Below are 20,426 nucleotides of genomic sequence, written 5' to 3' on the forward strand. Positions count from 1 at the left end.
ATTATTCCAAAACATTGAGATAGCCATTGCTGCCTATCGCGTAATATCGATTGCCAAGAGCATAAGCAAGTGCTAAAACATTGGTGCCAGATGGTCGGTTTTTCGCAGCGTAAAGATCCCATTCTTTTTGCACAACACCAGTACTGGTCTGAATAAGTGACACTCGGCCATTGGCTTCACCCACTAAGATACTTCGATCCTTGGTTGAAAATACCGCTTGGCTAATCGTCACGTTACGGTACTTCAAGGAGCCTGTATCAATGGTAGACAGCTCTACACCGGTCAAAGTAGACCATATTTTAGCAGTCCCAAGATGCGCAGCGCCAAAAGCGTATTTCCCATCGGCTGATAATGCGACAGTGGAGATCTTATTCCCTAGATTCCATTGATGTTTCTGTTCGCCTGTTAAGATATCCCACAAAATCACATTGCCGTTGTCATCGCCAGTTAAAGCAAATGTCACATCAGGCGTTACATCAACGGCACGAACGGTCGAATTAGTTCTGAAAGTTTGTTTGATGCCACCTCTTTTAATATCAAAGAAGCGAGCTGTTTGGTCATTTAAACCGAGTAAAGCATAATCACCATTTTGGGTGAGCTTTATTGATTGAATATCACCAGGTGTTGTCCAAAAGCCATCTAATTTTCCTGTTAGTGCGCTCCATAATACAAGGGTACGCGCGCTACCTGTCGCCGCAAACTCACCACTTGGATCGATGTCTACACTGGTTAATGTGGTGTATTCGCCTGACGCATGATTCCAATTAAAGCTACGTTCGTTTCTGGCGTTTTTCCAATAGCTCCCACCATGCTGAATGGAACCGACAACTGAAGAAGATCCGTCATCGCTCAATGCAGCCGAGTGCAAACCTTGAACTGCATATTGCGCAGTACGCACAGGCGCTTCCGCGGAACAAGACAATAACGCCGCCGCAGAAGTAATTAATAAGCCAAATTTAAGCGCTTTTTTCACTGTGCGCTTCATGCAATTCCTCAATCAATTGATCTTCATGTTGGAACCTTTCTGCCATCACAAGCATTAATGCCTGCAACGAAAAAGGCAAAGCTTCTAACTGAGCATTACAGTGCTCTTTTGTGTCGTATTTGTCGTTGAATTCTATGGCAATTTCGGTGGTGCTTTCAATCTGTGGCAGCAATTCACCTAATAAGATAACCGCGCCATCGTCATGGAATTCTTTTGCTTCTAACGCCAACTGCTCATAGACGGTAAAATGGCCAGCAGAAACATAGTCCACTAGCATTTCACAGGCTGATTGAATTTTTGGTGTATCCGTCGGGGTAAGATCGCCACGTTCCCGTATATAAACTAGGGCTTCGATTAGCTGGCGGCGCTGCTCTAACCAACGGTCAATGATGTCATGTACACCACCCCATCTTTCTTGTGCTGTTTTACAACCTTCTAGCATTATACAAACTCCCATTAGAGTTAGGCGATAATTGTTATTGAATACCTAGTTCAAGCATATTCCGTTAACTTATCACCTGCAAGGCAATCACATATGAGGATTTGTAACCGTTCTTTTTGAAACGTTATTCCAGAGCATCACCCTTAATACTATCGAAATATATGTTTTCGCTTCTTAGAACGTAAGGCAATAATCACATTAATGATGGCCATAGAAGCAAACACAACCAATGTCCAGCCAGGAATACTCAAGCCTAAAAAGGTCCAAACCACATCACCACATTCCCCTGTTCCCATAATCATGGCTTGCATAATTTCTTGCCATGGGAAAACTTCAAACATGTAACTTAAACCCGGTAAACAAGCAGGAAGTTGATCCGCAGGAATGTTCTGTAAATACAAATGGCGTATCGCTAAAGCAGCGCCAGATAAAGATAAGATCACCACTATCCAAGCAATAAAGCGACGAACACCTAGAGAGCCAGTTAAAGCAGATAGTAGAGACACCACACCGATGCAGAAAAACACAATGCGCTGCAGCATACATAACGGGCAAGGCTCTAGCCCCATTTGATATTCCATATAAAAAGCCACAGCAAGCAATGCAAAAGAAGCCACAGCAACAAGTCCATGAAAACGACGAGCAGTTAACAAAGAGAACATATTTAAAAATTCCTAAACGAAATAAGTTAAATGTAAAACACGATCAATTAACAGATATATAAGAAAGTACAAATTCCTACTGACAGCAGGCTTTAATGGCAGTTAGTATACTGTTTATTGGAATAAATATGAGAGTCTAACATGTCATTGATGATACCTTTGCGCAATAAGCTATTGCTGTTTTTTTTATTCTTATTTAGCAACCTAATAAATTCCCATGTTTTTGCAGAAGATGTTGACCCTGCATCAACCGCTTATATTGAGCTAAAACCAAGCTTCGTTGTTAATAATATTAGTGACGGCTCCAAGCTAACCTATATCAAAGCCGACATCAGCCTTAGAACCAGCGAAGCACAACGAGCTTTAATTGAGGCCAATATGCCATTAGTACAAGACGCTTTGGTGATGTTTTTAAGCTCTCGCACCAATGCACAGGTAACAGGCGCTATCGCAAGAGAAGCAACCAGAGCCGCTGGCGCAGTTGCCGTCAACGAAGCACTACAAGCAGAAACGGGAACGTCACCCATTCAAGACATTTTATTTTCGAGCTTTGTTACTCAATAAAGTTCACCAAGAACCAATAAAAACGCCCTCTTGCAGAGGGCGTTTTTATTGGAAGCTCTATAGTCTAGAGTTCAACCATATCATCAGGGCTGACATAGCCAGATAACTTATCTGTTGCTTCGTTATTGAAGAACTTCTCCATTTGCTCCATCACATACTTTCGAGATTCTGGCTGCATCAGATTTAGCTGCTTTTCATTGATCATCATAGTTTGCAGAAGTTGCCATTCTTGCCATGCCTGCTTAGAGACAGTTTGAAGAATCTCTTGGCCTTTCGTGCCTGGCAAAGGAGCACGTTCTAATGCTTCCATGTCTTTCTGGTATTTCTTACAAAAAACAGTATTCGACATAATAAAGGTCGCTCTTAATTCAAAAAGGATGTCTTCATAATGGCGCTAAAGCAGCAGAAATCAAGCCCTAACCATCCCGACGAATATAAATCCAGTAATCAGCCAGAAAATGGATGGCCTTTTATACTTTAGCCAAGCAAAACCCGCCACAACCAATAAAAGATCCAAAACACTTTGCAGACTCGAGGTGCCAATAGGATGATATAAAGCCGCCAACAATATGCCGACCACCGCCGCATTCAAGCTGCCGACAATGGAACGAAAACGCGCATTATTAGACAGCTTTCGCCACAGACTCTGCGCGCCCAACATAAGCAATAGGCCAGATAAAAAAACACCCAACGTTGCAACACCTGCCCACACCCAAAGACTTGCACCTGCCGGCACCGCCGACGCTCCGAGAAAACTCGCCATAGTAAACATGGGGCCGGGAACAGCTTGTGCCGCCGCATAACCAAATAGTAAGTTGGATTCAGAAACGCTATCCGACACAAAAGCCGACAACATTGGCAAGACAACATGGCCACCACCAAATACCAAGGCACCAGCTTGGTAAAAATTAGCGAATAAGCCACTCAGCCCATTGGTTAGCCAGAAGCTCGCGCCAAATAAAACAAGCGCGATAAGCAAATACACACCAGAAAACCGCACTTTAGGTAAGGTTTCATTATTCTCTGAATCAGTACTTGGGAGCATAAGGCCAACACCTGCTGCCAGACATAAAACAATCAAGCTAGACAAACCGAAGGAACTAAACGCAATAAAAAACGCACTGAAAAGCGCGATACAGGCTGTAGCTTTACTTTTACAAAACGAGCGCCACATACTAAGACAAGCATCGGCCACGACAACGACGGCTAAGAGTTTTAACCCATGAACCACACCATCAAACCACGAACTTCCTTGCCAAGCCTCACCAAACATGGCCAATAACACCATGAAGACAAACGACGGCAAGGTAAAACCAACAAACGCCGCTAAGCCACCAACCAATCCCGCTCTATGATACCCAATGGCAAAGCCTACCTGACTCGACCCAGGTCCTGGGACAATTTGGCTTAATGCAACCCACTGAGCATATTGGGACTCTGTTGCCCACTTTTTCAGCTTGATAAATTCTTGATTGAAATAGCCTAAATGTGCAGCAGGACCACCAAAGCTGGTAAAGCCTAAAAGGAAGAAAGCCACAAAGACTTCACTAAGACGTTTCAAATAAGAAGGTGTACGGCTCTGCGACATGTATTTTCCAGCTCACGCGATTCATTCAGATTATGAATTGATACTTTCTAAGATACTCCGAACAGGGGCCGGCAAGCCGAGCGTCAAAGCATCTTGTTGGCTAAACCATTGATACTTATCACCTTCCATCACAACACCAAGAGCATCGATTGCAACATGGCTTGGGGAAATATCCAAATGGTAGTGACTAAAAGTATGTCGGAAAGATGACAAAGGTGTGACAGTTTGCACTTGCGTGGCAAATCTTTGTTCAATATGCATCACAATGGAATCGTCAGAAGCCAGTTCAGGCAAGCTCCATAATCCCCCCCAAATACCAGTGTGCGGGCGTTTTTCTAATAACAACTGACCTTGATAATTCACCAACACCAACAGTTGAATACTCTTTTCTGGTTTTGCGGCTTTTTTCGGCTTTCGAATAGGGAATTGAGTTGGGTCTGGCGTGCGACGCGCTTGGCAGTCGCTTTCTAATGGACAAATCAAACACTGAGGTTTTGAGCGAGTACAAAGCGTCGCCCCCAAATCCATCATGGCTTGAGTATAATCGCCACAACGCTCACTTGGCATATAGTATTCCGCTAAATCCCAAAGTGCGCTTTCGGTTTTTTTCTCACCCGGCCAAGTCGGTACAGCATGAAAGCGACCTAATACTCGCTTTACATTGCCGTCCAAGATGGCAGCTTGAACACCTCGAGAGATAGACAAAATAGCGGCCGCCGTAGAGCGCCCTATTCCAGGCAATTCACACACACCTTCTACGGTTTGAGGAAATTCGCTGTCAAATTCATCCACCAGCATTTTTGCCGCTTTGTGCATGTTTCTGGCTCTGGCGTAATAACCCAATCCGCTCCAGTGAGCCAACACATCATCTTGCTCTGCATTGGCTAACGCTTCGACATTGGGAAACGATGTCATGAACTTATGGTAATACGGGATTACTGTCGTCACTTGCGTTTGCTGCAACATGATTTCAGAAATCCACACTCGATAAGGGGTTTTGTTTTCTTGCCAAGGCAAGCTTTTACGCCCATGTTCGTCAAACCATGCCAAAACACGGGGCGCAAAATTCTCTACTGGCTGCATGTATGTCTCGCGTTTACCACCTGTTTATTTTGGATAATTAAAACAAGTCTTTTAGTTTATTTTTCAGCTTCTCTTTCAAAGCTTCTTCTTCCGCTTCTTTCTTGGCTTCAAGTTCAGCTTTAAGGCGCGCTTTTTCTGCGGCTAGCTTTGCTTCCAACTCAGCTTCTAATTTGGCTTTCTCTTCTTCTGCTTTTAGCTTCAGTTCAGTCGACGCTAGATCCAAGAACAAATCACCAAAACCTTTTAGATCTGGACGGCATAAGCCAGCTGGGTCATCACTAAACTGTCCACGGCAGATAATAGGAAAGGTCAATTCCGCAACTTTCTCATTCACCTGACAAGCATCGTCCAAAGTGCTGCCTGGGAAACCTACGTTGGTTTGATAGTTTAAAGAAGAATCCGTTAAAGAAATAACACCGTCACCCGTGACTTCTATGCCCGCTGAGCGAATTTTCAGTCCAGGCGTAGACACTTGGCCATTTACGATATGAGCAGGGAATGTCATAGCTTCAAAAGGTGTGTCTTCACCAAATTTCGAACTATCTAGCGCGTCTTTTCGAACAGAAGCAATGCCTTCACAAACAGACTTGGTTAGATTAGTTCCGATTAGCGCGCCGTCTTTAATCTCAACCAACAAATCGCCTTGCAATGATGCCATCAAGTCGTCAATACGGTTTCCTTGCATCAAAAGATCACCATTTAAATAAGTCGCACCCGCCACTTTATCCATATCCATAAAGTCGACTAACAAAGGCTGAATTTGAATAGCATCAATCGAAGGCACAAGCGCTATGGTCGGTGTGCTGCTTTGAGCATTAAGATTCGCCGTTGTTGAAAAAGTCCCTTCGTATAACGAAGCTTTCAATGGAGCTACTTTTACAATGCCATTCGACTGGGTGGAATCCAGTTCAATTCGATCGACTTTTAGGTTCTTCACTGTCAGATTGTCGAAAGCAAAACCAACATGACCATTCAATTGGCGAATAAGCTCAACAGGAATCAAATCACCTGCTTCGCTTTCAATCGCTTGCTCTGTATTTTCTGGCGCTTCTTCATTCTCGCCTTCAACAGGTGTTGGCAAATAACGATCAAGATTTAAATTCGCGCCAGCAATACGTAAATCCCAATACAGTGGAGACAAGTCTAGCGCCGCATTGGCTTCGATTTTTGTTTCGTCCAATTGAAGGGACATAGGTTTCACAACCAAGCTATCTAAGCTTCCCTCTACCGACATATTCATTTGCGCACTAGTAAGAGCGGTATCGTCAGACATCTCAGGCAATTCAATATTGAGCGCCGATATGACGTCTCTTGGATTAAACTCTCCTACAGAGAATATCGCCGTAAATTGTGGGTCACTTAATACTTGGTAAGCTTCTAATTTAGCATCTAAATTGACACCCAAAGCGCTTAGTGTCATACCTTCTAATAAGACATTTTCCTGCGGCAAGTCAAAATCAACTCGAATAGCATTTAACTTGGCTTCTAACGGGCTGGCTGGCAACAGGTCACCTTCTACTTTTGCCGACAAAGCCAAAGCATCTACGGAAAAAGCTTCACGCTCTGGAAAAACAGACAAGTTGGCACTTAGCTGCACGTTTGCCTTGATTGGAGAATTGCCCTGCAAATCGCTTTGCGTCAATGCCACATCCATGGCCATTGGCCAAGCTTTGTCCCACTGAACATCGTTGATTTGTACATTTAACGTTGCGTTAACTAATTGATTCGTTTGTTCATCTCGATATTGAAGCTGCGCATTCTCAATGCGTAATTCATCCAGTTGTATCTCCGGAATAACAAAAGGTTCCGCTTCTGTAGCATCATCTTCCGTGCTCGATGCAAGGCTTGTCGTTTCTTCTTCAGACGCTGCTTGCGCCGCTTCAGCAGTGTTTTCTGGGATATCGAGTTCCCAGTTACCTTGGCCGTTTTTGTCTTTATTTAAGCTGGCTTTCAAGTTCACAAGGTTGACCTTATTCACTTGGATTTTTTGCTGTAACAAAGGCTTGATGGCTAAGCCAAACTCAGCACGGTCGAATTGCAGAATTTCCGCATCAGAGCCTAACGCGACACCAATGTCTTCCAGTTCAAGTCCAAGCCAAGGAAAAAACGACCAACTAATATCGCCATCCAAACGTAGATTAACATTCGCTTTTTCCAGGGCTACGGTTTTCAGTTCGTCTTTAAAATCATTTGGATTGACGAATAAAATCACCGACGCCAACAACAGTGCCACAAGAACCAATAGGCCACCGATTAAAATGGATAAACGCTTCAGCCAAACCATGTAAAACTCCTTATAAAAACATTGCCCTGTAAACTCTTCTCTTGAGCGAGGAAAACAGCAAATAGATGGACATATCATAGCACCCGAAGAGGGTGATTATCGATCCAATAGAAACAACTCATTAAAAAACACTCGGTCAAAGCGTAGAAGCCTGAGAGCCCACGTTCTATAATGGGTAACTTATGTCATAAAAGTGACGATCTTTTTACGTCGCAACCACTGTGGAGAAACCAATCAATGTCCGATCGCATTGCTAGCGTAGAGCGAAATACGCTTGAAACTCAGATCAAGGTATCAATTAACTTAGATGGTACAGGTAAATTTACGTGCTTTACTGGCGTACCTTTCCTTGATCACATGCTTGAGCAAGTGGCTCGTCATGGTCTAATTGACCTAGACATCCACGCCGTTGGCGATCTTCACATTGATGCTCACCATACAGTGGAAGACTTGGGTATTACGTTAGGTCAGGCTTTTGAGATCGCTGTTGGTGATAAAAAAGGCATCAAGCGTTACGGCCATGCCTACGTTCCTCTAGATGAAGCGCTCTCACGTGTCGTTATCGATTTCTCTGGTCGTCCTGGATTAGAAATGCACGTGCCTTTTACTCGTGCTTCTGTTGGCGGTTTTGACGTGGATTTATTTTCAGAATTTTTCCACGGCTTCATCAACCACGCCAAAGTGACACTGCACCTAGACAACTTGCGTGGCAAAAACACTCACCACCAAGCGGAAACTATTTTCAAAGCCTTTGGTCGCGCATTGCGTATGGCGTTGGAAGTGGATGAGCGCATGGCTGGTCAAATGCCTTCTACAAAAGGCTGTTTGTAAGATTCTCTCTGTTTAGATAAGTGTGTGAGTGAAGAGTATGAGTGAAGCAAAAAAGTCTACGGTTGCTGTCATTGATTATGGCATGGGCAATCTGCATTCGGTTGCCAAAGCGCTTGAGCACGTTGCCGATGAAAACACTTCGGTAGTCGTGACCAGTGATCCCGCTGTTATTGATGCGGCAGATCGAGTTTTATTACCAGGTGTTGGTGCTATCCGTGATTGTATTGGTGAAATGCACAATACAGGTTTAGTACCAAGCATTCGTAAAGCCATGGCAGAAAAACCGTTTCTTGCCATTTGTGTCGGCATCCAATCTTTAATGAGCCACAGTGAAGAAAACGGTGGCGTCGATTGCCTTAATCACTTCCAAGGCAATGCGCTGTTTTTTGGCGAACAACACAAAGACCACGATGGCAGTAAATTAAAAGTGCCTCATATGGGCTGGAACCAAGTAAAGCAGACCATTAAACACCCTCTTTGGGAAGGTATTCCAGACAATGCTCGCTTCTACTTTGTACACAGTTTTTACGTTGTGCCAGAACATCAAGAAGAAGTAGCTGGCACCTGTGACTACGGTTTGGAATTCTGCGTTGCACTGGCTCGTGACAATGTCTTTGCCGTGCAATTTCACCCTGAGAAAAGTCACAAAGACGGTTTACAGCTTTATAAGAACTTTATTCATTGGGATGGCAAGCCATAGTTTTCTATGGGCTCAGCAGCATATTTCATCATCTCAATCGTTAGTAGGAGCCAAAAATGGGCTTAGCAAAACGTATTATTCCTTGCCTTGACGTGGACAACGGACGAGTTGTTAAAGGCGTTCAATTTGTTGATATCCGTGATGCAGGCGACCCTGTAGAAGTAGCCAAACGTTATAACGAGCAAGGCGCAGACGAAATTACTTTTCTTGATATAACCGCCAGCTCTGACGACAGAGCCACAACGGTTCACATGGTCGAAGCCATCGCCAGCCAAGTGTTTATTCCTTTAACCGTTGGTGGCGGCATTCGTACCTGTGACGACATTCGTCGTATGCTAAACGCTGGCGCCGACAAAGTGGGCATTAATACAGCCGCCGTTTTCAACCCTGAGTTCGTCCGTGAAGCCGCAGAACGCTTTGGCTCACAATGCATTGTCGTTGCTATTGACGCGAAGAAAGTCAGTGCTGAAGGCGAAGCTGACAAATGGGAAATTTTCACCCATGGTGGTCGTAAACCGACTGGTTTGGACGCCGTTGAATGGGCGAAGAAAATGGTCGAATACGGTGCTGGTGAAATCCTCTTAACCAGTATGGATCGTGACGGTACAAAAAACGGCTTCGACCTTGGCGTCACTCGCGCCATCAGTGAAGCAGTTCATGTACCTGTTATCGCTTCTGGCGGTGTTGGTAATTTGGATCATCTTGTTGAAGGCGTGACCAAAGGCAAAGCGGACGCCGTATTAGCTGCCAGTATTTTCCATTTCGGTGAATACAGTATCGAGGAAGCCAAGCAGCGTATGACAGATGCAGGCATTGAGATGCGCTTGTAATCACAAGTTTAAAAGATTATTACGCTGTTTCTGCTATAAAAAACAAAACGCAATATCATTTGATGTTGCGTTTTTGCTTTTTAAATCCGCATACTTTGTGCACTTGGGAACTCTGACTTGCTGAAAAGAAGCTCAGCCTTGTACAATCCTAAGAATTTATTTTTGCATAAGCCTCAAGCCTCGGCTTCATATTGGAAGGATGACTTCTTGACTACTTTAACTGATGCGTTACAAGCACTGGCGAAACACTGCCAACAGACAACTTCATTCTCCGCATTAACCTTCCATCGTGGCGTTGAACGAGAAGCACTTCGAGTCACTAGAGCCGATGGACGCATTTCCCACTTACCACATCCCAAGTCTTTAGGCTCGCCTTTAACTCACAGCTCAATTACCACAGATTATTCTGAATCCTTGATGGAGTTCATCACACAAGTTCACCCAAGTGTCGAAGGCGTTATCAAAGAGCTCGAAGACATTCACAACCTAGTGAATCATGAGCTTTACAAACAAGATGAATGTTTGTGGCCAGCCAGCATGCCGTGTTATTTGAGCGGCAATGAAGATGTTCCTATTGCCTATTATGGCGAATCCAATACAGGCAAGTTGAAGCGTGTTTATCGCGAAGGTTTATCCAATCGTTATGGTCGCATCATGCAATGCATCGCAGGCATGCACTATAACTTTTCTTTCGATAAAGATTTTTGGCTGTTCCTAGAGAACTACAAAGGAAAAACCAATCTTACGCCTTCGCAAAAACAGGCTTTTCAGTCTGAAAGCTACTTTGCTTTAATTCGAAACTTCCGTCGTAGTTCATGGATGCTTTCTTTATTATTTGGTGCTTCTCCTGCCATTGACGAAAGCTTCTTAGCCTCCAAGCCAAATCATTTAGGCGAGTTAAACAAAAACACTTGGTTCGGTGAAAAAGCCACGTCCCTTCGCATGAGTGATCTTGGCTACCAGAATAAAGCTCAAGCGGATTTATACGTTTGCTATAACGAAGTCGACACCTACATTAAAACCATCAAAAAAGCCCTACAAACGCCTTATGAGACTTATCAAAACATCGGCGTTAAAGTGGATGGTGAGTATCGCCAGCTAAACACCAACCTGCTGCAAATCGAAAACGAATACTACAGTGACATTCGCCCTAAACGTGTCACTCAGCCAGGCGAACACCCAAGTGCAGCACTGCAATCCCGAGGTGTGGAATACATAGAAGTTCGTATCATGGATTTGGACCCTAGTTCTTCCATTGGTATGCAGTCTTCTACTTTGTATTTTATTGATGTGTTTTTGCTGTATTGCATGTTACGCGGTGACGAGCATTTAGACATGAAGGAATGCAGCCAACTTCGCAAAATGCAGCAAGAAATCGCTGAGCATGGTCGTGATTTGGAAATGAATTTTGATTTTGGCCAAGGCCCAGTAAAACTAAGAGACAAAGCAGACAGTATGCTGAGCGAACTAACCGAAGTGGCTGCTTTCCTTTCTAGCAAAACTGGAAACACAGCCTATACAGAAGCGGTGGAAACGCAAATTCAAAAACTCAAAGACATCAGCCTACTTCCATCTGCTCAATTATTGGAACGCTGCAAAACAGATCAAGGCTTCCAAAATGCCATGTTAACACTGTCGAAAGAGCAACAAGCCGAGTGGATGACTATGCCGTTATCGGATTCACTGACCAATGAGTTTAAAGCAAAAGCAGAACATTCTTTGCAAGAACAAACCGAAATAGAAGCGGCCGATGAAGTAGACTTCGATACTTTCCTAAAAGCGTATTTAAAGCCCCAATAAGCGAATCATTTAGTAAAACGACAGACATAAAAAAAGCCTTAACAGGCTTTTTTTATGTCGTATTTTCTAAGCGGTTAAGCGTCAAACCTTATGCATTGGGAGAAATTGGAATTTCTTCTAGGTTTTCAAGTACCAACCATTCCGCAAGTTTAATTCTTAATGCATCTACGCCATCACCGTTTAAAGCAGAAAAAGTTTGTACAGAACCTTCAATTCCCTGCTCTTTAATCACTTTCTGCACGCTTAACATGGTCGATTTTGCCGGGCCACGCTTCAACTTATCTGACTTGGTCAACAACACATGCACTTTCATGCCGTTTGCTCGCGCCCAATCCAACATCATTTCATCGAATTCTTTTAATGGATGGCGAATGTCCATAACCAAAACAACGCCCGCTAAAGAGCGGCGATTCATCAGATAATCTTGCATGTGTGCTTGCCATACTTTTTTCATGGCAATTGGCACTTTTGCAAAACCATAACCTGGAAGGTCAATCAATCGACGGTCTTCAACATTCAAACCAAAACAGTTAATAAGCTGAGTACGACCTGGTGTTTTCGATGTTCTCGCCAGCTTTTTTTGGTTCGCTAACGTGTTCAAAGCGGTGGATTTACCCGCATTAGAACGACCAGCAAATGCGACTTCAACTCCTTGGTCTAAAGGACATTGAGAAAGTTTCTCGGCACTTTTTATAAAGTGTGCAGACTGGAAAATAGAGTCAAAAGGCGTCATAAGTTGATATTCGTCAATAGATTGGATTAAGCGGTTATTCGGTTTCATTCATTAGCTGTCTATAATGCCAGTAAATAGGATTTTTTACCACGCTAAACCTTCAGCGAGTAAGGAATAAGTCCCTGACGACGACTCATACAAGCCTCACAAACAGATTGCTGGAAGTTTATTTAACAAAGGCAATGAGTTAGCCATTCACATTAATCTTGAGAAAAAGCGCTAAATAAAAACTTTTTGATGTAAACTTTATGTAAAATTGCAGGAAACACGGAACATTCGCACTATTAGATAATCGTATTCCATAGCGATTCTGTGCATGATGTACGGATACCTGTCATTTATATTATTAGGAGCAATTCATGATCAAGCTGTTCTCGGCCGTGGTACTTTCTTTCTTTATGTCACTTCCTGCTTTTGCAGCAGAATACAGTGATGGGAATGGTTACACGACGATTAAAACCCCAGTTCGCACCAGCGATCCAAGTAAAATAGAAGTCACCGAGATTTTTTGGTATGGCTGCCCGCATTGCAACGCCCTTGAACCTTATGTCAACGCTTGGAAAAAAGACCTAGCCGACGATGTGGATTTCAAATACCTTCCAGCTGTATTTGGTCGTAACTGGTTAGCTCACGCAAAAGCGTTTTACGTTGCTGATTTATTAGGTATTGAAGGAAAAATGCGTGCCGATATCTTTAATACTATTCATGTTGAGCGTCGCGGTCTAAACTCAGAAGATGCACTAGCAAACTTCTTTGAGAACTACGGAGTCAGCGAAGATGAGTTCCGTAAGCAATTTAACTCCTTTGCAGTGAACAGCCGTTTAAGCCAAGCCGATGCAAAAATCCGTGCTTATGGCGCTCGTGGCGTCCCAGGTATTATAGTAAATGGTAAATACCTAGTGTCTGCTCAAACAGCGAACGGTAACCAAAACATTTTTAATGTCGTAAACTTCTTAATAGAAAAAGAAAGACAAAATTAACAAATGAGGCGATATGACGGAATCATCTAGTGATAAACTGATTGAAGCGCTAAGGAAAGCAGTCTCCCGAACCAGTATGCTGGCTGAGGGGAATGATCCAGAATTGGACCCTGTTGTCCGTCATATTCGCCACATTATTGCCAAGGGCGCCAATACTGAAGAAATTCTTGATGCCCTTAGCAATGCAGAACCTCTGCTCATCAAAATTGATGCGGCTCAACATAATAGAGCCAAACAAGTCAGAAGCTCTCTACAAGATTTAATCGACCTACTTGAAAAGCAAGACAATCGGCTTGTCCCACAAAACGAAAAGAAACAATTAGAAGCTCAAATTCGCTCACATTGGCATGCACCCTCTAAATGGCCAGAGCTTTTAAAAGCTTTCCAATCTCTTGCTGAACAAACACTAAACACGCCTATTGATGAAGCTAGCCAAGCTAAAAGCTCTTTCTTTAAACGCTTACTGAATCAAAAACGACAAACTATTCAACAAGCCAATGATAGAGAGCTTATGCTGCAAATTAGCCATGCTCTTTCAGGGTTGATGAATAACTTGCAACTACCCAGTCATTACGATGAAGAAGTTGCCCTATTAAAAAAAGCATTACTGAAGAATGACAACTTACAAAGACTCCCAGAACTACTAGATGAAGTCATTCACTTCATCATGATTATTATTGGTAAAACCCAAGAAAATCTGACTAATTACCTCAGCCAACTAAACAAGCAACTAGCCAGCATTAACGCGACAGTCGTGACAAGCTATCAGTCTCAGAAATCACTTTCTGAAAGTCGAGAAGGCTTGAACACAAAACTTCAACTGCAAGTAGAAGACACCTCTAAAGCCGTTCAAGGCGCAAACAATTTGGACAGCTTGAAAGACTTAATTAACGACCGTCTCACCACCATTTCTGACACTATGACGGAATACCGAACCAGTATGTTAGAAAAGGAAAAGCAAGCGGCTCAGTCCATTACCATGCTAAAAAACAAAGTTACTAGGATGGAAAAAGACACCACCTCTTTGCGCTCACTTTTGCAAGAAAGACTGGCTCAAGCTATGACTGATTCCTTAACAGATTTACCGAATCGCACCGCTTACCAAGACGCCATTTTACCGCTTTGTAAACTCATGCAAAAAAAGCAACAGCCACTTTGTTTAGCTGTGTGCGATATAGATCACTTTAAGCGAGTAAATGATACTTGGGGGCATTTAGCGGGTGATAAAGTATTGCGACTAGTCCCAAAACAAATTCGCACCGTATTAGCAAAAGAGGACTTATTCTTTCGCTATGGCGGAGAAGAGTTTGTACTAGCGTTTCCAAACACCACCAGCGAACAAGCCATGAAACGAGCAGAGACAATTCGCCAAGCCGTAGAAAAGACGCCTTTTAATATGCAAGGCGAGCCCGTTTCTATTTCTGTTTCTATCGGTGTCGCTCAGCTAGCTCCCGAAGAAGACCCTGAATCTTTATTTTCACGGGCAGATAAACAACTTTATTTGGCAAAAGAATCAGGCCGAAATAAAGTCTTAATAGAAAGATAGAAGCAATAAAAAGCGGTACCCGTACTCCACTGTCACGGTTACAATAGCTATTCACATAAAAGCAGTGTTGTTACTTATACACTGTTCTATACCGTCATATAGGATGAAGAAGTAGTTTATGCAAGACGATCAGAATAAAACCACCCACTTTGGCTTTAAAGAAATCCCTACGGATGAAAAGGCCCAAGCCGTTGCACAAGTCTTTCATTCCGTCGCTGCCAAATACGACATCATGAACGATCTTATGTCCGGTGGTGTTCATCGTCTTTGGAAACGACACACTATCAGCCAATCTGGTGTTCGCGCAGGCAACCAAGTCTTAGACATTGCAGGTGGAACTGGCGACTTAACCCTCAAATTCTCTCGCTTAGTTGGCAGTGAAGGCCAAGTAATTCTGGCTGACATTAACGACTCCATGCTGAAAGTTGGTCGCGATAAATTAGCGAACCAAGGTGTGGTTAGTAACGTAAAATTTGTTCAAGCGAACGCGGAAGCGCTACCTTTCCCTGATAACACATTCGACTGCATCACTATTGCTTTTGGCCTCAGAAACGTAACAGACAAATCCAAAGCATTGGCTTCTATGTACCGCGTATTAAAACCTGGCGGCCGATTATTGGTCTTGGAGTTTTCCAAGCCAAAATCAGAAATGCTGTCTCAGGTTTATGACCAATACTCTTTCCGCTTATTACCAGCAATGGGTAAGTTGATCGCCAATGATTCAGAAAGCTACCGTTATTTGGCTGAGTCTATTCGAATGCACCCTGATCAAGAAACCTTAAAAAGCATGATGGATGAAGTTGGCTTCGAGCGCACAAGCTACCAAAACTTAACCGGCGGTATTGTGGCGCTGCACAAAGGGTTTAAATTCTAATTATGTTGACCAGTGTTTTTCGTCTATTGCGGATTATCTTTACGGTAATTCGCTTTCGCCTTGATGTGTTTATTCCCTTTTCGCTCTTACCTTGGTACATACGCTGCACTCTCGGTGTGATTTGTTCTATTGGTCGTAAAAACTCCAGTAAAAACAAGGGCGAACGCTTGCGCTTAGCACTGGAATCGCTCGGCCCTATTTTTGTTAAGTTCGGACAAATCCTGTCTACTCGTCGGGATTTATTAGATGACGACATTGCCGATGAGCTGGCTAAGCTACAAGACAAAGTCCCTGCATTTTCAGGGAAAGTAGCTCAAGGAATCATTGAGCGCGACTTAAAAGCGCCGGTATCTGAATTATTTGCTGAATTTTCTGTTGAGCCTTTGGCATCCGCTTCTATTGCTCAAGTACACACAGCCAAACTTCATTCCGGTGAAGATGTTGTTGTAAAAGTCATTCGCCCAAACATTGAAAAGACCATCGGCAAAGACATCAAGTTGCTTTATACATTGGCGCACTTAGTAAACAAAATAAGCGAAGATGGCCGTCGTTTACGCCCTGTTGAAGTGGTTACAGATTACGAATACACCATTCTTGATGAATTAGATTTAGCCAAAGAAGCAGCAAACACTGGCCTTTTGCAACGCAATTTCACGGACTCAGATTTGCTGTATGTGCCTCAGGTTTATTGGGATTACAGTCATCGTAATGTGATGGTGATGGAGCGCATCTCTGGCATTCCTGTGGCCGATATCCCAGCACTAAACAAAGCTAACGTTAATATGAAATGTTTGGCCGAACGCGGTGTTGAAATCTTCTTTACTCAGGTTTTTTCCCACAGTTTTTTCCACGCAGACATGCACCCTGGCAACATTTTTGTTGATGTAACCAACCCAGAAAGACCAAAGTACATTGCTCTGGATTGCGCCATCATGGGAAGCCTAGACGACGAAGACAAAAACTATTTAGCGCGTAACCTTTTGGCTTTTTTCCAACGAGATTATCGCTTAGTCGCTGAGCTGCACGTCGAAAGTGGTTGGGTACCTAAAGGCACTCCGGTTCATGCTTTTGAATCGGCTATTCGCAGTGTTTGTGAACCCATGTTTGCCAAACCACTCAAAGACATTTCTTTCGGCCAAGTCTTAATTGGCTTATTCCAAACGGCTCGTCGATTCAATATGGAAGTTCAGCCGCAGCTGGTTCTTTTGGAAAAAACCTTATTAAACATTGAAGGATTAGGCCGCCAGCTTTACCCTGACTTAGATCTTTGGGTAACAGCAAAACCCTTCTTAGAGCGCTGGATGCGAGAACAAATGGGGCCCAAACGCGTGATGGAAGAAGTTCGTAAACAAGCACCACAATGGGCTGGACAGCTTCCTCAAATTCCAAACTTGATCTTCTCTGCTTTGTCGCAAATATCTCAGCAAGAAGAACGCATGCAAGCTCAAACAGACGCCATTCATCAGCTTGGTGTTGAAATGAAAAAAAACCGCAGCCGTTTACCGTTAAGGCTGTTAGGTTTATTAAGTTTAGGGGGCGCTTGGGCCATCACAGATCCAAGCTCACTATCTCATTTACAAGCCGCCGACCTAACCAGTTTCGGATTAGTTTTACTTGGCTTATATTTAATTGTATTAAAACCGTAACATTTGAGAGACTATAATGAAAAGCGATGTATTGGCTGAATTAGCGGCAACTCTAGAACAACGTAAAAAGGCTGCAGCAGACTCTTCTTATGTAGCAAGCCTACATGCAAAAGGATTAAATAAAATCCTAGAAAAAGTAGGTGAAGAAAGCGTTGAAACCATTATTGCAGCAAAAGATGCAGCGGTTTCCGGTGATAAGTCTGACCTAGTGTATGAAACAGCCGACCTTTGGTTCCATACTCTCGTTATGTTATCCCATTTAGATATTGGCCCTGATGCCATATTGGATGAATTAGCGCGCCGATTTAACTTGTCTGGTTTAGAAGAAAAAGCCAATCGCACAAAATAATCCATGAAAGAACAGACCACACTTTATTAATAAGCAGGAGAAATGCATGTTAGGTGGAATCAGTATTTGGCAATTGTTGATCGTTTTGGCCATTTTGGTGCTTATATTCGGTACAAAAAAACTTAAGAATCTAGGCTCTGATTTAGGCGGCGCGGTTAAAGGCTTTAAAGAAGCCGTTGATAAGGACACGCCAGAAGATGAAAAAGTAGCTCAGAACAAAGTAATTGATTCTGAAGCAAAAAAAGACGACAAGAGCGCATAATCCGTGTTTGATATTGGTTTTTCTGAACTGGTTGTTGTATCTGTTGTTGGCTTATTAATTCTTGGCCCTGAACGTTTACCACACGCCGCAAAAACGGCGGGACTGTGGGTACGTAAAATCCGTCGCAGCATTAACTCGGTACAAAGGGAGATTAATGCTCAGCTTGATCAAGAAGAGCTGCAACAGAAAATCTCAGAAACAAATCAGCGTATTCTCAAAGAAGGCCAAAGTATTCAAAATACCATTACGCCTATGCCTGAGTCTTATGCTCAGGAGCCAATGCGAGAAACAGCTGACCTTCCTGAACCTGAGAAAGCCGAAGAGACAAATGAGGCGTCTCCAGCACCAGAGAAAGAACCAATAGCAGAGCCAACACAACCTCGTGGTTAATTAGCATCCATTTTGATTTTTCCAACGACCTGCGGATATAGAACGCATTATGAGTACAAGTTCTTCTAACCAAGCCCCTTTAGTTTCTCACCTTATTGAGCTTAGAAATCGTTTATTAAAAGCGGTTCTGGTTATTCTGGTTCTTTTTCTAGGTTTATACTCTTTTGCCAACGAGCTGTATTTGCTTGTTTCTGAGCCATTACGCTTGCTGCTTCCTGCTGGTAGCTCTTTGATCGCAACCGAAGTGGCTTCACCATTTCTGGCGCCTCTCAAGCTAACCTTTGCCGTTGCTGTTTTGTTGTCTGTACCTTATTCATTATTCCAAGCATGGTCTTTTATCGCACCAGCTTTGTATAAGAATGAAAAACGCATCGCGATTCCTTTACTCATTTCGAGTATTTTTCTGTTTTATGCTGGCGTCTTGTTCGCTTATTACGTGGTATTGCCGTTGATCTTTGGCTTTTTCACCACAGTTGGACCAGGCGAAGTAACAGTAATGACAGACATTAACAACTACTTAAACTTCGTTTTAAAGCTTTTCTTTGCTTTTGGTGTGACGTTTGAAATTCCGGTGGCGACTTATTTGTTGATAAAAGCAGGCGTTACTACCGTAGCAACGCTATCCAAAAAGCGCCCTTATATCTTCCTTGGTTGTTTTGTTGTGGGCATGTTAATCACGCCTCCAGATATCTTTTCCCAAACTTTATTAGCCATTCCAATGTGGATGCTGTTTGAACTTGGCCTGATTGCCGGAAGAACAGTAAAAGTCGTCGAAGAAGATGAAGAAAAGGATGAAGCCACTTCCGAGGCGAACCTTTAAGCTGATTTAATAATTAGAAGCTCAATATCAGCTCCTATGTAGAAGAAGCCGTTCCAACCACCCAATCGAAGAAGCAATCTATATTTCTCTGTTTTGCAGGAGACGTTGATCGAGTCAGAAAATACGCATTATTATGAAATTCAACTGGCTCTGTAAGTGTGATCAACTGTCCAGTTTCTAATAAGCTATCAACATGCCAATCCCAAGCAAGAGCAATTCCCGCCCCTCCCATCGCAGCATGAAGCACTGCAATTTGATCTTCCATTCTTAACTCATTTCTAGGCGGGCTATAAGCGATACCAAAGACATTTGCCCAAGTCTCCCAACTTTCCCAAAAATCCGGTGAGTTTCGAAGCCCTAACAAAGGCTGCTGCCAAAGCTGAGACAAGTCCGTTGCATCAGGGTGTTTCTCTAAAAAGCTTGGACTGCACACTAACATAATTCGCTCTTTAAAGAGCTGAACACTACCCTGCTCTTTATTATCGTTAACCGCCTCGTAATAAAAGCTAACATCAGGTTTGGATAGCAATTCACTTTCCGTAGTGCGTCTATTTTCAGTGTAAGTACTGATACTTAACCTAATATCAGGGTGCTTTTCACGAAAATCGTCTAATCGAGGGATCAACCAAAAATGAGAAAAACAGACGCCAACTTCTATGGAAATATCAACTACATTCGCATCATCATTCATACACTCTGAGCTTTCCGCCAGTGTATTCAATACCTGCGTGACTATTTTTAAATAGCTTTGTCCTTTTTCTGTTAACTCTAACCCTGCTTTTTTTCGTAAAAATAAATCGGTATTTAAAAAGGCTTCTAGCAACTTAATCTGCTTACTGACGGCTGTCGGTGTAACACAAAGTTCATTCGACGCACGAGTAAAGGTTCCAAGACGAGCCGCAGCTTCAAACGTAATTAAGCTATTTATAGAGGGGATTGAGCGGTTACGGATAGGCACTTAAGATTCCAATATGAACTTTTAGTTCAAAGCACACTAACAAAATAGCGTTTTACTTACAACGCCAGCTTCCTAGTATGTAATGTGTAAACATTAAGA

The 20,426-nt window shown here is 43.0% G+C and carries 22 protein-coding genes; 13 read left to right on the forward strand and 9 right to left on the reverse strand.

The features are described 5' to 3' along the window. Position 1 precedes the first annotated feature (1 nt). From AC0L46_RS06520 to AC0L46_RS06530, 3 genes are all read right to left on the reverse strand, one after another. Positions 2-985, reverse strand: a complete 984-nt coding sequence (locus AC0L46_RS06520; protein WP_473506690.1) for a WD40 repeat domain-containing protein — start codon at positions 983-985, stop codon at positions 2-4. Further along, positions 957-1,427 carry a sigma D regulator gene (gene rsd, locus AC0L46_RS06525; protein ID WP_317002580.1) on the reverse strand — a complete coding sequence of 157 codons (471 nt, stop codon included), beginning with the start codon at positions 1,425-1,427 and terminating at the stop codon, positions 957-959. Before rsd ends, AC0L46_RS06520 begins: the two co-directional genes overlap by 29 nt. 149 nt (positions 1,428-1,576) lie before the next feature. Further along, positions 1,577-2,089, reverse strand: coding sequence for a disulfide bond formation protein B (locus AC0L46_RS06530; RefSeq protein WP_473506692.1), 513 nt, complete (start codon positions 2,087-2,089; stop codon positions 1,577-1,579). Between the two features lie 141 nt (positions 2,090-2,230). Between AC0L46_RS06530 and AC0L46_RS06535 the strand changes: the two genes are divergently transcribed. Next, positions 2,231-2,653: a flagellar basal body-associated FliL family protein gene (locus tag AC0L46_RS06535; protein ID WP_473506694.1), complete on the forward strand. Its 423-nt coding sequence runs from the start codon at positions 2,231-2,233 to the stop codon at positions 2,651-2,653. 64 nt (positions 2,654-2,717) lie between these two features. Here AC0L46_RS06535 and AC0L46_RS06540 read toward each other — a convergent pair whose 3' ends face one another. The 4 genes from AC0L46_RS06540 to AC0L46_RS06555 are packed head-to-tail and all read right to left on the reverse strand — an operon-like array spanning position 2,718 to position 7,608. Continuing rightward, a complete protein-coding gene (locus tag AC0L46_RS06540) occupies positions 2,718-3,002 on the reverse strand; it encodes an oxidative damage protection protein (RefSeq protein WP_414681260.1) in 285 nt (94 codons plus the stop codon). 60 nt (positions 3,003-3,062) lie between these two features. After that, positions 3,063-4,241, reverse strand: a complete 1,179-nt coding sequence (chrA, locus tag AC0L46_RS06545) for a chromate efflux transporter (protein WP_473506696.1) — start codon at positions 4,239-4,241, stop codon at positions 3,063-3,065. A gap of 30 nt (positions 4,242-4,271) precedes the next feature. Continuing rightward, the gene (gene mutY, locus AC0L46_RS06550; protein ID WP_473506698.1) at positions 4,272-5,324 is read right to left on the reverse strand and encodes an A/G-specific adenine glycosylase; all 1,053 of its coding nucleotides are present in this window, start codon (positions 5,322-5,324) and stop codon (positions 4,272-4,274) included. 37 nt (positions 5,325-5,361) lie between these two features. Beyond that, entirely contained in the window at positions 5,362-7,608 is a 2,247-nt protein-coding gene (locus tag AC0L46_RS06555) for an AsmA family protein (protein WP_473506700.1), read from the reverse strand. A gap of 237 nt (positions 7,609-7,845) precedes the next feature. Between AC0L46_RS06555 and hisB the strand changes: the two genes are divergently transcribed. The 4 genes from hisB to gshA all read left to right on the forward strand — a co-directional run bounded on the left by hisB (position 7,846) and on the right by gshA (position 11,769). Further along, positions 7,846-8,439, forward strand: coding sequence for an imidazoleglycerol-phosphate dehydratase HisB (hisB, locus tag AC0L46_RS06560; protein ID WP_317002572.1), 594 nt, complete (start codon positions 7,846-7,848; stop codon positions 8,437-8,439). A gap of 37 nt (positions 8,440-8,476) precedes the next feature. Continuing rightward, on the forward strand, positions 8,477-9,139 hold the full coding sequence (gene hisH, locus AC0L46_RS06565; RefSeq protein ID WP_473506702.1) for an imidazole glycerol phosphate synthase subunit HisH: 663 nt from the start codon (positions 8,477-8,479) through the stop codon (positions 9,137-9,139). Between the two features lie 56 nt (positions 9,140-9,195). Continuing rightward, positions 9,196-9,969, forward strand: coding sequence for an imidazole glycerol phosphate synthase subunit HisF (hisF, locus tag AC0L46_RS06570; RefSeq protein ID WP_473506704.1), 774 nt, complete (start codon positions 9,196-9,198; stop codon positions 9,967-9,969). 207 nt (positions 9,970-10,176) lie between these two features. Further along, the gene (gene gshA, locus AC0L46_RS06575; RefSeq protein WP_473506706.1) at positions 10,177-11,769 is read left to right on the forward strand and encodes a glutamate--cysteine ligase; all 1,593 of its coding nucleotides are present in this window, start codon (positions 10,177-10,179) and stop codon (positions 11,767-11,769) included. Positions 11,770-11,857: 88 nt separating this feature from the next. Here gshA and yihA read toward each other — a convergent pair whose 3' ends face one another. Next, positions 11,858-12,502 carry a ribosome biogenesis GTP-binding protein YihA/YsxC gene (gene yihA / locus AC0L46_RS06580; protein ID WP_473507110.1) on the reverse strand — a complete coding sequence of 215 codons (645 nt, stop codon included), beginning with the start codon at positions 12,500-12,502 and terminating at the stop codon, positions 11,858-11,860. Positions 12,503-12,861: 359 nt separating this feature from the next. Here yihA and AC0L46_RS06585 point away from each other — a divergent pair, with 359 nt between their 5' ends. The 8 genes from AC0L46_RS06585 (at position 12,862) to tatC (ending at position 19,369) form a co-directional block, all read left to right on the forward strand. Further along, positions 12,862-13,482 (forward strand): thiol:disulfide interchange protein DsbA/DsbL, encoded by a 621-nt coding sequence (locus AC0L46_RS06585; protein ID WP_317002568.1) that lies wholly within the window; start codon positions 12,862-12,864, stop codon positions 13,480-13,482. Positions 13,483-13,495: 13 nt separating this feature from the next. Beyond that, a complete protein-coding gene (locus tag AC0L46_RS06590; protein ID WP_414681251.1) occupies positions 13,496-15,028 on the forward strand; it encodes a diguanylate cyclase in 1,533 nt (510 codons plus the stop codon). Positions 15,029-15,146: 118 nt separating this feature from the next. Next, positions 15,147-15,902 (forward strand): bifunctional demethylmenaquinone methyltransferase/2-methoxy-6-polyprenyl-1,4-benzoquinol methylase UbiE, encoded by a 756-nt coding sequence (gene ubiE / locus AC0L46_RS06595; protein WP_414681250.1) that lies wholly within the window; start codon positions 15,147-15,149, stop codon positions 15,900-15,902. A gap of 2 nt (positions 15,903-15,904) precedes the next feature. After that, complete coding sequence (gene ubiB, locus AC0L46_RS06600) at positions 15,905-17,548, forward strand: ubiquinone biosynthesis regulatory protein kinase UbiB (RefSeq protein ID WP_473506709.1); 1,644 nt, start codon at positions 15,905-15,907, stop codon at positions 17,546-17,548. A 16-nt stretch (positions 17,549-17,564) separates the two neighbouring features. Next, entirely contained in the window at positions 17,565-17,897 is a 333-nt protein-coding gene (locus AC0L46_RS06605) for a phosphoribosyl-ATP diphosphatase (protein ID WP_414681248.1), read from the forward strand. Between the two features lie 46 nt (positions 17,898-17,943). Next, a complete protein-coding gene (gene tatA / locus AC0L46_RS06610; RefSeq protein ID WP_414681247.1) occupies positions 17,944-18,159 on the forward strand; it encodes a Sec-independent protein translocase subunit TatA in 216 nt (71 codons plus the stop codon). A 3-nt stretch (positions 18,160-18,162) separates the two neighbouring features. Then, complete coding sequence (gene tatB, locus AC0L46_RS06615; protein WP_473506711.1) at positions 18,163-18,549, forward strand: Sec-independent protein translocase protein TatB; 387 nt, start codon at positions 18,163-18,165, stop codon at positions 18,547-18,549. Between the two features lie 49 nt (positions 18,550-18,598). Beyond that, positions 18,599-19,369, forward strand: coding sequence for a twin-arginine translocase subunit TatC (tatC, locus tag AC0L46_RS06620; protein WP_473506713.1), 771 nt, complete (start codon positions 18,599-18,601; stop codon positions 19,367-19,369). 34 nt (positions 19,370-19,403) lie between these two features. Here tatC and AC0L46_RS06625 read toward each other — a convergent pair whose 3' ends face one another. Further along, entirely contained in the window at positions 19,404-20,327 is a 924-nt protein-coding gene (locus AC0L46_RS06625) for a LysR substrate-binding domain-containing protein (protein ID WP_473506715.1), read from the reverse strand. Between the last annotated feature and the right edge of the window lie 99 nt (positions 20,328-20,426).

The sequence above is a fragment of the Marinomonas sp. 15G6-16 genome (genome assembly GCF_055809555.1).

Coding starts and splice junctions, on each gene's coding strand:
- tatC (WP_473506713.1), top strand. CDS start 18,599: ATGAGTACAAGTTCTTCTAACCAAGCCCCTTTAGTTTCTCACCTTATT.
- tatA (WP_414681247.1), top strand. CDS start 17,944: ATGTTAGGTGGAATCAGTATTTGGCAATTGTTGATCGTTTTGGCCATT.
- AC0L46_RS06585 (WP_317002568.1), top strand. CDS start 12,862: ATGATCAAGCTGTTCTCGGCCGTGGTACTTTCTTTCTTTATGTCACTT.
- hisB (WP_317002572.1), top strand. CDS start 7,846: ATGTCCGATCGCATTGCTAGCGTAGAGCGAAATACGCTTGAAACTCAG.
- AC0L46_RS06555 (WP_473506700.1), bottom strand. CDS start 7,608: ATGGTTTGGCTGAAGCGTTTATCCATTTTAATCGGTGGCCTATTGGTT.
- yihA (WP_473507110.1), bottom strand. CDS start 12,502: ATGACGCCTTTTGACTCTATTTTCCAGTCTGCACACTTTATAAAAAGT.
- ubiB (WP_473506709.1), top strand. CDS start 15,905: ATGTTGACCAGTGTTTTTCGTCTATTGCGGATTATCTTTACGGTAATT.
- chrA (WP_473506696.1), bottom strand. CDS start 4,241: ATGTCGCAGAGCCGTACACCTTCTTATTTGAAACGTCTTAGTGAAGTC.
- hisF (WP_473506704.1), top strand. CDS start 9,196: ATGGGCTTAGCAAAACGTATTATTCCTTGCCTTGACGTGGACAACGGA.
- AC0L46_RS06590 (WP_414681251.1), top strand. CDS start 13,496: ATGACGGAATCATCTAGTGATAAACTGATTGAAGCGCTAAGGAAAGCA.
- AC0L46_RS06520 (WP_473506690.1), bottom strand. CDS start 985: ATGAAGCGCACAGTGAAAAAAGCGCTTAAATTTGGCTTATTAATTACT.
- AC0L46_RS06540 (WP_414681260.1), bottom strand. CDS start 3,002: ATGTCGAATACTGTTTTTTGTAAGAAATACCAGAAAGACATGGAAGCA.
- AC0L46_RS06535 (WP_473506694.1), top strand. CDS start 2,231: ATGTCATTGATGATACCTTTGCGCAATAAGCTATTGCTGTTTTTTTTA.
- ubiE (WP_414681250.1), top strand. CDS start 15,147: ATGCAAGACGATCAGAATAAAACCACCCACTTTGGCTTTAAAGAAATC.
- mutY (WP_473506698.1), bottom strand. CDS start 5,324: ATGCAGCCAGTAGAGAATTTTGCGCCCCGTGTTTTGGCATGGTTTGAC.
- AC0L46_RS06605 (WP_414681248.1), top strand. CDS start 17,565: ATGAAAAGCGATGTATTGGCTGAATTAGCGGCAACTCTAGAACAACGT.
- hisH (WP_473506702.1), top strand. CDS start 8,477: ATGAGTGAAGCAAAAAAGTCTACGGTTGCTGTCATTGATTATGGCATG.
- rsd (WP_317002580.1), bottom strand. CDS start 1,427: ATGCTAGAAGGTTGTAAAACAGCACAAGAAAGATGGGGTGGTGTACAT.
- AC0L46_RS06530 (WP_473506692.1), bottom strand. CDS start 2,089: ATGTTCTCTTTGTTAACTGCTCGTCGTTTTCATGGACTTGTTGCTGTG.